The organism is Stenotrophomonas sp. NPDC077421, assembly GCF_049545505.1.
Taxonomy (GTDB): Bacteria; Pseudomonadota; Gammaproteobacteria; order Xanthomonadales; family Xanthomonadaceae; genus Stenotrophomonas; species Stenotrophomonas nematodicola.
The window spans coordinates 29,367-42,706 of record NZ_JBMWDP010000021.1; the positions used below are offsets into that span (position 1 = coordinate 29,367).

Annotated in this window: 9 protein-coding genes; 6 read left to right on the forward strand and 3 right to left on the reverse strand. The window is 70.9% G+C overall.

Translation table 11 applies throughout. The annotated features are described in order from the left end of the window. Position 1 precedes the first annotated feature (1 nt). From recD to recC, 3 genes are read right to left on the reverse strand one after another with little or no spacing between them, the layout of a single operon-like run. The gene (recD, locus tag ACPEH1_RS12710; RefSeq protein WP_423715876.1) at positions 2 to 1,909 is read right to left on the reverse strand and encodes an exodeoxyribonuclease V subunit alpha; all 1,908 of its coding nucleotides are present in this window, start codon (positions 1,907 to 1,909) and stop codon (positions 2 to 4) included. Continuing rightward, positions 1,906 to 5,550, reverse strand: a complete 3,645-nt coding sequence (gene recB, locus ACPEH1_RS12715) for an exodeoxyribonuclease V subunit beta (RefSeq protein WP_423715877.1) — start codon at positions 5,548 to 5,550, stop codon at positions 1,906 to 1,908. The genes recD and recB overlap by 4 nt, the downstream gene beginning before the upstream one ends. After that, a complete protein-coding gene (gene recC, locus ACPEH1_RS12720) occupies positions 5,547 to 8,894 on the reverse strand; it encodes an exodeoxyribonuclease V subunit gamma (RefSeq protein WP_287252661.1) in 3,348 nt (1,115 codons plus the stop codon). The genes recB and recC overlap by 4 nt, the downstream gene beginning before the upstream one ends. A gap of 222 nt (positions 8,895 to 9,116) precedes the next feature. Here recC and ACPEH1_RS12725 point away from each other — a divergent pair, with 222 nt between their 5' ends. The 6 genes from ACPEH1_RS12725 (at position 9,117) to ACPEH1_RS12750 (ending at position 13,261) form a co-directional block, all read left to right on the forward strand. Continuing rightward, a complete protein-coding gene (locus tag ACPEH1_RS12725; RefSeq protein ID WP_136006856.1) occupies positions 9,117 to 9,905 on the forward strand; it encodes an ABC transporter ATP-binding protein in 789 nt (262 codons plus the stop codon). Next, a complete protein-coding gene (locus ACPEH1_RS12730; protein ID WP_136006855.1) occupies positions 9,905 to 10,654 on the forward strand; it encodes an MlaE family lipid ABC transporter permease subunit in 750 nt (249 codons plus the stop codon). Before ACPEH1_RS12725 ends, ACPEH1_RS12730 begins: the two co-directional genes overlap by 1 nt. A 101-nt stretch (positions 10,655 to 10,755) precedes the next feature. After that, positions 10,756 to 11,283 (forward strand): outer membrane lipid asymmetry maintenance protein MlaD, encoded by a 528-nt coding sequence (gene mlaD, locus ACPEH1_RS12735; RefSeq protein ID WP_136006853.1) that lies wholly within the window; start codon positions 10,756 to 10,758, stop codon positions 11,281 to 11,283. Continuing rightward, positions 11,280 to 11,942: an MlaC/ttg2D family ABC transporter substrate-binding protein gene (locus ACPEH1_RS12740; protein WP_136006851.1), complete on the forward strand. Its 663-nt coding sequence runs from the start codon at positions 11,280 to 11,282 to the stop codon at positions 11,940 to 11,942. Before mlaD ends, ACPEH1_RS12740 begins: the two co-directional genes overlap by 4 nt. Then, positions 11,932 to 12,243: an STAS domain-containing protein gene (locus tag ACPEH1_RS12745; protein ID WP_287252653.1), complete on the forward strand. Its 312-nt coding sequence runs from the start codon at positions 11,932 to 11,934 to the stop codon at positions 12,241 to 12,243. The genes ACPEH1_RS12740 and ACPEH1_RS12745 overlap by 11 nt, the downstream gene beginning before the upstream one ends. A 1-nt stretch (position 12,244) precedes the next feature. Continuing rightward, the gene (locus ACPEH1_RS12750; RefSeq protein ID WP_313243223.1) at positions 12,245 to 13,261 is read left to right on the forward strand and encodes an MlaA family lipoprotein; all 1,017 of its coding nucleotides are present in this window, start codon (positions 12,245 to 12,247) and stop codon (positions 13,259 to 13,261) included. Positions 13,262 to 13,340: the final 79 nt, after the last annotated feature.

Consider the following 13,340-nt stretch of genomic DNA (forward strand, 5'->3'; position numbering starts at 1 on the left):
TCTAGAACAACGCGCCTTGTGACGGCGGCGGCTCGGCATGCTGTCCCGGTGGCACCGCCGCCGTATCGGTGTTCTCTCCCTGCAACCGCATTGCCAGCCCCGACAGGCGGCTGGCATGCCGCGCCAGTGCGGCCTCCATGACCTCCGCGCTGCCCAGCACGTGCAGGGCGTGACGTGCGCGGGTCATGCCGGTGTAGATCAGCTCGCGCGAGAGCACGCGGTTGTCGCGGCGCGGCAGCTGCAGCCAGACCTCGTCGAACTCCGAGCCCTGCGCCTTGTGCACGGTCATCGCAAAAGCGCTCTCGTGCGCCGGCAGCGCACCGGGATGGAAGCCGCGTGGCTGGTCGGCGGTCTCGCCGGGGAACCAGGCCGTCACCGCGCCATGCCGGTCGCCCAGGCAGATGCCGATGTCGCCGTTGAACAGACGGTGGCGATAGCTGTTCTCGGTAATGAGCAGCAGGCGGCCGTGGAAGTAGCCGGGCGCCGCGCCCGGGCGCGGCACGCCGGCCAGCATCGCTTCGATGCGCGCGTTGAGCCCGCGTGCGCCCTGCGGCCCCTCACGCACTGCGGTCAACAGGCGGATGCGACCGGCATTGGCCAGCGCCTGGCCGGGGTCGGCCGCCTCACCCAGCCCGCGCCAATGCGCCAGCAGGTGCTCGCGGTGGTGCTGCAGGGGATCGCTCTGGTCGTCGTGGAAGTGCACGCCGGCCAGCGCGCGGCCGCGCAGCAGCGCCACGGCGGTGGCGCTGTCGCCCTCGCGCACGGCATGTGCCAGCGGTGCCAGGTCAAGCGCGTCGGTCTGACGGTAGCCGCGCTGCAGCTGCACGCGGCGGCCGGCAAACGGCGTGGCCGCCGCCAGCGGTTGCAGGGCGGCCGGTGCCAGCAGCGTGCGCAGGGCCTGCGCATCGTCGGCCTGGGTGCCCAGGCCATCGCCGCTGGCACGCAGGATCGCGCTGAGCACATCGCCGGCTTCCACCGAGGGCAGCTGGTCCGGATCGCCGAGCAGCACCAGCCGGGTGCCGGAGGCCACCGCGTCGACCAGCTTGGTCATCAACGGCAGATCGATCATCGACGCTTCGTCGACCACCACCACGTCGAACGGCAGCGGATTGTCGCGGTGGTGGCGGAAGCGCGGCGAATCGGGGATCACGCCGAGCAGGCGATGCAGGGTGGTGCCGGTCGCGGGCATGGCGTCGCACAGGGCCGGTGCGATGCCGACCAGGCGCAGGCGCTGCACGGCCAGCCGCAGGCTCTCGGCCATGCGCTCGGCGGCGCGCCCGGTCGGTGCCGCCAGGGCCACGCGCGGCACCGGTCGATCAGCCTGCACGGCCTGTGCGGCAAGCAGCACCAGCAGCCGCGCGATGGTGGTGGTCTTGCCGGTACCGGGTCCACCGGTGACCAGTACCAGCGGGTGGCGCAGCGCGATGGCGGCGGCGCGCGCCTGGTGGTCGATGCCATCGTGCGCCTGCGGGAACAGCTGGGCAAACAGCGCCGCGAGCGCGGCCGGTCCGTCCGTGGCCAGCGTGTGCGAGGCGATGCGCTGCAGGCCGGTGGCCAGGCGGCGCTCGTACTCGCGGTAGCGGCGCAGGTAGAGCAACCCATTCTCCAGCACCAGCGGAACATCGCCCGCGTCGGCATCGGCCGTGTCGGGCACCTCCACCCAAGGCGAGGCGCGCAGCTGCGCCAGCCATGCCGCTGCGGGGGGCCAATCGGCGGGCGTGTCCACCAGCCGCTGCGGACAGCAAGGGTCGAAGCCGGCGTGGCCCTGCGACACCGCCAGCGAGGCCAGCGCGGCCGCCGCCAGGACGCTGTCCGGGGTGTCCGGACGCAGCCGGCGCAGGCTGTTCGCCAATGCATGGTCGAGGGTACGCAGCGCGTTGCTGCGGTAGAGCGCGGCGAGCAGGCTCATGCCTCCCCCCGTGCGCGTGCGGCCATGCGTGCCTGGGCATGCTCGCCCCCGGCGAACAGGGCGTCCATCGCATCGACCAGCACCGGGTCGAATCGGTGCGCATACACCCCGGGGCTGTCGGCGCGGGTGGCATCCAGGCCACGGCAGAACAGGTAGCGGATGCCGCCCATGTCGCGCGCCAGGTCATACTCCGCGCCCAGCCGGAAGCGCAGCCACCGGTGCAGCGCCACGGTGTAGATCAGCGCCTGCAGGTCGTACTCGCTGTGCTGCATGGCGGTGGCCAGCCGTGCCGGGTCGTAGCCGGGCAGCCGGTTGGATTTGTAGTCGAGCACGTACCAGCGACCATCGCGCACGTAGGTGAGATCGATCTTGCCGGTCATCAGGCCCTCCAGCCGGCGCCGCGTGCCGAAGCCCCGCCGCTCGCGCACCAGGCCGTGCGCGTGCAGCAGGTCGAGCAGTGCCGGCACGGCGGTGGGCTGCATGGCGAAGTGGAACTCGATTTCGGCGCGGCGCGCGTCGGCAGGCACGTCGTGCAGCGCGCCCCCCTCGGGCAGGGCCACGGTCAACGTCTGCCCCACCAGTGCCGTCAGCATGTCCACGCCATCGTCGAGGTCTTCGTCGGCATAGCCTTCCTGCGCCAGGGCATCGCGCAATACCTGCGCCTGTTCTTCCGGCGCCGGTTGCCCGGGCTGCCAGCCCGCCCAGCGCGCGAAGTCGGTGTTCTCCAGCGCATCGTGCAGGACATTGCCGAAGCGGCTGCCCGTGAAGCGCGGGTCGACCGGGTCCGCGCCGGCGACGGTGTCCGGCCCGGCCTCGACCGCCGGGTCGATGCCGGCCGGTTCGTCTGCCGCAGGCGCCGGCGCTTCGGTCGCGGCGGCTTCGGTGTCGTGCCCGGCGTCAGCGTGCGCCAACTGGGTGAAGCTGTACACCCACCAATCGTGCGGCACGCGCCGGGTCAGCGCGCGCACCGGCGGCAGTTCGCCCTCGGCAACGAACGCAAGCTGGGCCGGGCGCGGCTCGGCGGGTCCCTCGACCACAGCGATGTCCGGGTGCGAACGTAGCGCATCCAGGTCCGACAGCATCGTTGCCAGGCGGGTTCTGGCCAGGCCGGTGAGGTCGCCGGCGGCGATCCACAGCGCGTGTTCGGCCCGGGTCAGACCCACGTACAGCAGCCGCGCGTCTTCGGCGTTCTGCTCCAGCGCGGCGCGCTCGACGGCCGCGTTCCACGCCTCGTCGCGGTCCAGTTTCCAGTGCAGCTCGCGGCGGCCGTTGGCGTGCACGGTGCAGTTGGAATCGGCACGGTTGCCACCGCCGTCGATGCCCACGAACGGCAGGAACACCAGCGGATACTCCAGGCCCTTGCTCTTGTGCAGGGTGATGATCTGCACGCGGCGCGCATCCGATTCGAGCCGCAGCAGCTGCTGCTCGTCGTTCTGGTCGGCGTGCGCCATCTGGACCTGCAGCCAGTCCAGCAGGCCATGCATGCCCAGGGTGTGCCCGGCCGCCTGCTGCAGCAGTTCGCCCAGCTGCAGGTAATTGGTCAGGCGACGCTCGCCATCGAGCAGGCCGAGCAGACGCTCGGCGTGCTCGGCGCACAGATCGGCGATCACCGCGAACGGGCCGCCGCGCTGCCAGCGCTCGCGCCACAGCAGCAGGCGCAGCTGGAAGGTGCGCTGCGACTCACCCTCGCGTTCCATCGCGTCGATGGCCTGCGCGTCTTCGCCCAGCAGCACAGTGGAGAGCGCCGCGCGCAGGCGCCCTTCATCGGCAGGTTGCAGCAGCGCGAGCAGCAGCAGGCGCAGTTCGTGGGCCTCGTCGGTGGCGTACAGGCTCTGCTTGCCGGCGGCCACGGCAGGAATACCAACCGCGCCCAGCGCCTGCTGGATGCGCGTGGCTTCCTTGTGCGAGCGCACCAGTACGGCGATGTCGCCGGGCTGTACCGGATGCCCACGCAGCAGCGCGCGGCCCTGCCGCGCCTGGACGAGAATGCGGTGGATCTCGGCCACGCAGGCATCGCTGGCCTGCTGGCGCGACGCATCGGCCTTGAGCGCGCCACCGTCGGGGTTGTGCAGCACGCGCACGGTCAGGCCCGGTGCGGGCGCGCCGTCACGCAGGAAGTCGTCGTCGCTGCGGGTGTTGCCCGGGTGCACCGGTTCGAAGGCGATGTCCTCTTCCAGGAACGCGCGCTCGCCGGCATGGGCGTACAGCGCTTCGATCGCATGCAGCACGGCCGGACGCGAGCGGAAGTTGCGGTCCAGCGCGGGGGCGGCGTCCGCCTGTCGCTTGGCCTTGAGGTAGGTGTGGATATCGCCGCCGCGGAACCCGTAGATGGCCTGCTTCGGATCGCCGATCAGGAACAGCGCCGGGGCCAGTCCGGCGTCCTCCGTCTCCTCGGAGCGGCCGAACACCCGCTGGAAGATGCCCCACTGGCGATCGTCGGTATCCTGGAATTCGTCCACCAGCGCGATCGCGTACTGCGCCCGCAGCTGCCGCACCAGCGTGGCGCGGTGCGGGCCGTCGAGCGCATCGGCCACGCCCTCGATCAGATCGTCGTAGGTCTGCACGCGGCCGATCCGCTTGAGCTCGGCCAGGCGCGCGCGCGCCTCGGCGCGCAACGCGTGCAGGAACACGATGGCCGCCTGCCGCAGCCACTGTTCACGGGCATCGGCGGCATGCCACCAGCGCTGCAGCGCGTCGAACAGGGGCGAGCTGGGGCACTGCCCCTGCTCGGCGTCCCGGCAGAACGCCAGCAGGTTCACCGGCAGCAGCTTGCCCAGGTGGGTCTTGTCGCCGCGGGCCCAGTGCTGCGTGGCCACGCCGGCGAACAGCTCGCCGAAGGCCTTGTCGAAGCTCGGCCGTTTCGCGCGGCGGCCATCAAACACCTTGCGGTCGAAGGCGCTCGCGATCTGCGCCTGCGCGTCGTCTGCATGCGCCGGGATCGCCTCGGCCAGCGCGGCGGCCGCGGCGTCCAGCTGCGGCGCGGGATCGGGGCAGGTCTGGGTCGGTGCCGCCGGCAGCAGCGGCAACGGTTTGATCAGGGTCGCCAGATCGCCGGCCAGCGCATCGGGCGTGGACCACAGCCAGGTCAGCGCCTCGACGGTGGCCGGGTCGTTGGCATGGACGCGCCACAGGTCGGCCGCCAGTTCGTCGTGCAGCTCGCGTTCGCTCGGCAGCAGCGTCGGTGGGTCGAAGGTGTGTCCGCTCTCCAGGGCGTGCTCGCGCAGCACACGGGTGCAGAAGCCGTGGATGGTGAAGATCGCGGCGAGGTCGATTTCGTCGGCCGCGGTCTGCAGCCGCCGCGCGAGTGCGGCCGGGGTTTCCTCGCCGCGCGCCAGCTGGCGCTGCAGGAGGGCGCGGGTCAGCACCACGTCGGGGCCGTCGTCGGGGGATGGCGCGCGCTCGACCAGTTGCGCCGCCAAGGCCAGCCGCTCGCGGATGCGCTTGCGCAGTTCCTGGGTGGCCGCATCGGTGAAGGTCACCGCCAGGATCTGGCCGATGCGCCAGCCCTTCTCCACCACCAGGCGGGTGAACAGCGTGGCCAGGGTGAAGGTCTTGCCGGTGCCGGCACTGGCCTCGATCAGGCGCACGCCGTCCAGCGGCAGCGCCAGGTAGGGATCATCGAGCAGGGTGTGGTCGGTCATTGCGCGGCTCCTTCCTCATCGAAGCCCGGGAAGACCCGGCCTTCGCGCACCGCGGTGAACACCACGAAGCTGGTGTGCAGCAGTTGGCGGTAACTGTCGGCGGTGGCGAACGGATCGCGGCCGCGCAGGGCCAGCTGGTAGCTGGCGCCGCTGGATTCGGCCCAACTGCGCTCGCTGCCATGCCACTTGGCATAGCCCTCGGTGGCACGCTTGGCCTCCGCGGCGGTGTACAGCGCCCAGCCGGTGGACGGGCCGTACAGCAACGGCGCACGCAGGCCCTCACTGCGCAGCTGCAGCAGGCGGCGCAGGGCGGCGCGTGCCTGGTCGGCAGGCAGCGGCGCCAGCACGTGCGGGCCCAGCCCCTCGTCGCCGGCATCGTGGAACTGGACCAGCGGCAACGCATCGCCCGCCGCGTTGGCAAGCAGCCAGTCCAGTCCCTGGCGGATGGCCGCGCGACCGTTCAGGCGATCCGCGCGCAGGCGCGCCAGCCCATGCGGGTACACGTCATCCACGCGCCCGTGCAGGCGCACGCCATCAATGTCCACCTCGTAGCGGCGGCTGTCGGCCACGCTGCCGGCCTGCCAGGCCGCCAACGCATCTGCATAGGGTTCGGTCTGCGCCTGCAGCGCCGCGAACTGGCGCTCGCCCAGCGCGCCGGACGGCACCAGAGCGCGGGCGCGCAGGCGGGGATACAACGGCGCTTCGTCCCCGGCCAGCGTGGCGGCGATCACCGCGTGCTGCAGGTGGACCTTGTCGTGGCCACGCGACGCCATCACCAGCGGCTCGACGTCGTCGGCACTGCCCACCTCGTCGGGCAGGCGCAGGCCAAGGCGCTGGGACAGGAACTGGCTGGCCGGATCGGTGAGGAAGCGGCGCAGCGCGTCCAGGCCCAGGTCGGCTTCCAGGCCTGCGGTCTCCGACGGCGGCAGCGCCTGGGCGAACCACGGCGCCAGCGCGCGGCGGGTACCGCCCAGCGACCCGGCCGCGGGGTGCCACTGCTGGCGGTAGCTGAAGCGCCGGGGCTCATCGCCGCCGCCGAAGGCAGCCGGGGCGAAGGGCTGCAGCGAATGCCGCACGGTCATCTGCCGGGCCACCGTCGCCGGCGCCTGGTGGTACTCGGCCGCCGCGTCGATCAGTTCGCTGACCAGCACCGACGGTTCGCGCACGCTGCCATCACGCGGGTCGGCGCCAAGGTAGCTCAGGTAGAAAACGTCCTGCGCCGAGGCGAACAGCTGCAGGAACAGGAAACGGTCATCCTCGCGCAGCGATCGGTCGCCATGCCGGCGCTTGTCCGTGCCCAGTTCGGCGGTGAGCTGGTTGAGGCCGGCCGCCGGATCGCGCCGAGGGAAGTCGCCGTCGTTCAATCCCAGCACGCAGATCACCCGGAACGGCAGCAGACGCATCGGCACCATGCGGCCGAAGCTGACGCCGCCGGTCAGCAGCGGTGCGCGGGTATCGGCCTGGGCCAGCGCGCCGGCGAAGTGCGCGCGCACCACCTCCGGCGGCACCTCGCCCTGATAGCCGGCGGTGGCCGCGTCACGGGCGAAGTCGTTGATCAGCTTGCGCAGGCGCTCCAGCGCGCGCTGGCTGTTGGCCGCCTGCGGCGGGTCGGGCAGCAGCGCATCCAGCATGGCCAGCAACCGCTGGCGCCACTGCGCCGGCGACAGCGCCTGGCCCAGCGCCTTCTGATAGCGCGCCAGCACGCGCAGCAGGCCAAGCAGCCGGTCCAGCGCGTCCAGCGCACTGCCTTCCAGCTCCGGCCACGGCGCCACGCCGGCGATGTCGTCGTCGCTGCCGCTGGCATGGCCGAGCAGCAGCCGGTCGAGCGCGAACTGCCAGGTGAAGGCGTCATCGTCCGGTGCCTGGTGCTCGCGGCGGTGCGCGGCATCCAGCCCCCAGCGCGCGCCCGCCGCGTCCAGCCAGTCGTGCAGGCGGTCGAACGCCGCTGCGTCCAGACCGGCGGCGTCGGCCAGCGGCGCGCTGGCGAGCAGGTCGAGCACTTCGTTCACCCCGAAGCGCGACACCGGCAGGCCGAGCAGGTGCACGAACACATCGGCCAGCGGCTCACCGGCCAGCGGGCTGGTATCGGCCAGCGCATAGGGAATGTGCTCTTCGCCACCGCTGCGCCCGCCGAACACCGCTTCCAGGTACGGCACATAGGGGTCGATGTCCGGGGCCAGCACCGCGATGTCGCGGGCCTGCAGCGGTGGATCGAACCGGTTGTCCTGCAGCAGGCCGCGCAGCTGGTCATGCAGCACCTGCAGTTCACGCAGGCGCGTATGGCAGGCATGCACCTGCAGGCTGGGATCGTCATGGCGCAGCGCCTGGCGACGCGGGCCGGCCGGTTCGCCGCGGCGGTGGAACAGGTCGCGCTGCAGGCGATGCAGCAGGCTGTCCGACAGCCCGCCCTGGTCCAGCGTGGGGCCGGTATCGTCCTCGGGATCGTCGTAGGCGGCGATCTCACCGGCCGGGTGCACCACCTCGTAGCTGCCCAGCACGGCCATGAAGTCGCGGCCTGCCGCACCCCACGCCTGCAGCAGGCGGTTCTCGCCGGCGCTGCCGCCGAACGGATCGGCCGCGCCGCTGCGCAGCTTCTCGCCCAGGGTCTGAAGGTCGCCCCAGTACGCCTGGGTCGGCGTGGGCAGGTAGAAATGCATCGTGCCGACCCGCGCCTGGGTCGCCATCACCCGCAGCACGTCCGGCGAGATGTTGAGCGTGGCGAAGGCGAACACGCGCGCGGGCAGGCCCTGCGGCACCGGCTTGCCTGCGCCCTCGAACCGCTCCAGGTAGGCGTGGATGCGGCGCGCGCGGTACTGCTCGCCACTGGCGATGTGCCGCCACAGGATGGCCTGCGGATCGTTCGGTTCGGCACCGGCTTCCCAGCGCAGCAGCCAATCGCGACGCCAGGCCTGGTACTTCTCGAACACCGCCGCCAGCTCGCCGGCCAGCGCCCACGGCTTGAGCGGATCGGCCGCCGACAGGTACGCCTGCAGCGCGCGCATCGGCGGGCGCGCCATCAGCGTGGCGTCCTGCAGCGCCGCGTACAGCCGCCAGCGCAGCCCTTCGGCGTTGAGATCGTCGTGTTCGCCCGGCACGTTGGCGTTGAGCGCGCGCGCCACGAACTCACCCGGGGTGAGGAAGGTCAGGTTGGCGGCGATGCCATACTCGGCCGCCAGCGTGGACTGCAGCCAGCGGCGCATGGCCACCTGCGGGATCAGCACCACCTCCGGTTCGAGCACGGATTGGCCCGGTACCGGCGTGCGCACTTCGGCAGCCAGCAGGGCGGCCAGCACATCGAGCGCGTTGGAGTGGTACAGGCGGAAATCGGAAACAGCGTGGGTCATCGCAGGAGTGTGCCGCAGCGGGCGCACCGACGCAGCGCGGCGGCACGCACGGAGGAGGAATGGCGTGTCCCATCGCCGGCCGACACGGTGTGTTGCAGTGCCCGTCAGGGCCACGGCCGTTGTTCCGGCATGGGGTCGTGCGACAATACTGCACGGTCCAGTTCGGTTATGTTCAGCCGTTCACCACGATCTTACAACGTTGGAAATTTGTTAATGGTGCCCATGACGGCTTCCGAAGATGATCTGGTGCAGTTGTCCAACGTGCGGATCGACCGCGGCGGGCGCACGATCCTGCGCGACGTCTCGATGTCCGTACCCCGTGGCAGCATCACCGCCGTGCTTGGCCCGTCCGGCAGCGGCAAGTCCACCCTGCTGGCCGCGCTGACCGGTGAGCTGCGTCCGGTGGCCGGCAGCGTCACGCTGTTCGGCAAGCCGATCCCCACCGGCAGCAGCGCGCTGCGCGAGATGCGCCGCAGCGTCGGCGTGCTGCTGCAGGGCAATGGCCTGCTCACCGACCTGACCGTGGCCGAAAACGTCGCGCTGCCGCTGCGCACCCATACCCGCCTGCCGACGCCGGTGCTGCGCCGCCTGGTGCAGATGAAGCTGCACGCGGTGGGCCTGCTGGCCGCCGCCGATGCCTGGCCGCGCGAGCTGTCCGGCGGCATGGCGCGCCGCGTCGCGCTGGCCCGCGCGCTGGCTCTGGATCCGCCGCTGATGATCTACGACGAGCCGCTGACCGGGCTGGACCCGATCGCCAGCGGGGTGATCATGAGCCTGATCCAGCGCCTCAACCACAGCCTGGGGCTGACCAGCATCATTGTCAGCCACCATGTGCACGAGACCCTGCCGATCTGCGATCAGGTGATCGCGATCGCCAACGGTGGGATCGTGTTCCAGGGCAGCCCGGCCGATCTGGAATCCAGCCAGGACCCGCTGCTGCGCCAGTTCCTGCACGGCGAACCGGATGGCCCGATTCCATTCGATGCCGCACCGCGCGCGAGGGTTGCCTGATGCCGTTCGTTGAAGCCACCCGTTCGCTCGGCCGCGCCGGCCTGTTCTCCCTGACGGTACTGCGCGGCTCGGTGCCGACCGCCGATTTCCTCGCCGAACTGACCCGCGAGATCTACAAGATCGGTGCGCGTTCGCTGCCGATCATCGCCGTGGGCGGCGCCTTCGTCGGGCTGGTGCTGACCCTGCAGGGCTATCGCACACTGACCACCTTCGGTGCCGCCGATGCGCTGTCCACGCTGCTCGGCCTGTCGCTGTACCGCGAGCTGGCCCCGGTGCTGACCGCGCTGCTGTTCATCGGCCGCGCGGGCAGTTCCATCGCCGCCGAGCTGGGCCTGATGCGTGCCACCGACCAGATCAAGGCGCTGGAGCTGATGGCCATCGACCCGATTGCCAAGGCGGTGGCGCCGCGCTTCTGGGCCGCGGTGCTGACCGTGCCGCTGCTGACCGGCATTTTCTGTTCGCTGGCGATCAGCGCCAGCTACTTCGAGGCCGTGCACGTGCTCGGGCTGGACAACGGCGTGTTCTGGTCGGCGCTGAGCAACAGCGTGGATTTCTGGGACGACTTCGGCGTGGCGATGCTCAAGTCGGCGATCTTCGGCGGCACGGCGGCGCTGGTGGCCTCGTACGTGGGGTTCAACGCCGAGCCCACCATCGAAGGTACTTCGGTGGCCACCACGCGTGCGGTGGTCAACGCCTCGCTGCTGGTGCTGATGTTCAACTTCGTGCTGTCGGCAATGATGTTCCAGTAGATACCCACCGGCCGTTGAACCGGCCGGTACTGCTTCACGCATGCAGATCCTCCCGCCCGGCGAGCTGTCCGGGCACCTGACAAAGAACAGTGAGACACGACATGGCCATCCGCGGTCCCAGACTCGAATTTTCCGTCGGCGCGTTCCTGCTGCTGGCGCTGGCCTCGCTGCTGGTGCTGGCCGTGGCGTCCACCAACCAGCGGTGGGGGCTGGGCAGCAGCGGCTACGAACTGAAGGCGCGCTTCACCCAGATCGGCCAGCTGCGCAAACAGGCGCCGGTCAAGATCGGCGGCGTCACCGTCGGCCAGGTCGCGCAGATCGAGCTGGATCCGACCAAGTTCGATTCGATCGTCACCCTGACGCTGGACGGCAAGTTCAAGGACCTGCCGGCCGACACCTCCGCCGGCATATTCACCAGCGGTTTGCTGGGCGAGAGCTATATCGGTCTGCAGCCGGGCGGCGATCCGGACGTGCTCAAGTCCGGCGATGAGATCGTCTTCACCCAGCCGGCGGTAGACCTGCTGCAACTGGTCGGCAAATACATGTTCAGTGGCCCGGGCAACGCCGGCGGCGCTGATTCCCACGAGGGCAATGGCGCACAGGCGCCTGCAAAGGAACCGCAACCATGAAAACCAGACTGATCCCCGCCCTGCTCGCCACGGCCCTGCTCGCCTCGCTGCCGTCGCTGTCGATGGCCCAGGCCGCCCCGGCCGCCGCCGGCGCCCAGCAGGGCCAGGCCGGCAGCGCCGTACTCGACGCCAGCACCCGCATCCTGACCACGCTGCAGGCGCGCCGCACCGAGTTCCGCGGCAATCCGACCGCGCTGCGCGGTTTCATCAACAGCGAGCTGAACAAGACCTTCGACCGCGACTATGCCGCGCGCCTGGTCCTCGGCGTGCACGGCCGCGGCGCGTCCGATGCCGATGTGAAGCTGTTTGCCGACGCGATGGCCGACAACCTGATGCAGCGCTACGGCTCGGCCCTGCTGGAAATCCAGGGCAAGCCGACGTTCCGCCTGAAGTCCGAGTCCCCGTTGCCCGGCAACCGCGGCGTGCGCGTGTCCACCGAGCTGATCCGCGCCGGCAGCGAGCCGACCCCGGTCGACTACCTGATGCGCAACGTGAGCGGCCAGTGGAAGATCTTCGACGTGATGATCGAGGGCATCTCCTACGTGCAGACGTTCAAGACCCAGTTCGACGCCCCGCTGCGCCAGAAGACCATCCAGCAGGTGGCTGCAGAACTGCGCAACGGCACCATGCAGGCCGGACAGGCGCCCCGTGGCAAGTAGTGCGGCCAGCGCCCGTCGCGACGGCACCGCGCTGGTGTTCAGCGGGGTGCTCGACCGCGCGGCGGCAACGGCCCTGTGGCCGTCGCTGACCTCGCTCGACGGCGTGCTGCAGCTGGATCTGACCGCGGTGACGCGGGTCGACAGCGCCGGTGTGGCGCTGCTGGCCGAACTGGCCGCGCGTCTGCGCGACCGCGGCGGTGCGCCGACCATCGTCGGTTCGCCGGCCGGCTTCAACGAACTGTGTGCCGCCTACCGGCTGGCGCCCACCCTGGATTTCAATGCCCCTTCTGCGGCGAGCTGACATGAACGTCCTACGCACCCTTCCCCTCCTTGTGCTCGCCACGGCGCTGACCGCGTGTGCCGGCAAGCCCGCGCGCGACAGTGCGCCGACCAGCGTGCCGGTGACACCGACCGCCGCCGATGCAGCGCTCGACGCACCCGCCGACGCCCTGCCGCAATCCGAAGTGCCGGCGCCGGTGCCGGCCGATGCCGTCGGGGATCCGGCGCAGTCCGGAGCCGACGGCACGTCGCCGGCCAGCGCGGGCGGCACGGCCCCGACCGATGCCGAAGACGACTTCGCCGCGCTGTACGGCGGCCCGGCGCCGAGCGCCGATGGCACCTTGGCGGCCAGCGCGCCGTACGATCCGTGGGAACCGTTCAACCGCCGCGTGCACAGCTTCAACAACGTGGTCGACCGCGCGGTCGCCCGGCCGCTGGCCACGGCCTACACCAAGGTGGTGCCGCGCTTCGCCCGTACCGGCGTGACCAACTTCTTCAGCAACCTGCGTGCACCGGTCACCATGACCAACCAGCTGCTGCAGGGGCGGGCGGACGATGCGTGGGACACCCTGGGCCGCTTCCTGATGAACACCACGCTGGGTATCGGTGGCCTGTTCGATCCGGCCAGCAAAGCGCTGGTGCCACGTCGCAGCGAAGACTTCGGCCAGACCCTGGGTGCCTGGGGCTGGCGCCGGTCGCGCTACGTGGAGCTGCCCTTCTTCGGGCCGCGTACCGTGCGCGATGTGTTCGGCCTGGCCGGCGACATCCCGCTCTCGCCGATCCGTACGATCGAAGAGGACAAGGTCCGCATCGGCCTGCAGGGTCTGCAGCTGGTGGACATGCGCTCGCAGCTGATGGCGCTGGACGACATCCGCGACAACGCGGTGGACGAGTACGCCCTGACCCGGGATGCCTGGCTGCAGCGCCGCAACTACCAGATCGAGAACGACCTGCGCGGCAAGCATGCGCGCGGCAAGGATGCCGACGACACCGCCCCGATCCCGGTCGATGCGATGCCGATGCCGAACTGGAGCAACTGACCGCACACAGAAAACCCCGCCTCGGCGGGGTTTTTTGTTGCCCGGCATCGCGCCACCGCCGCAGCGGTGGCGCGCCCTC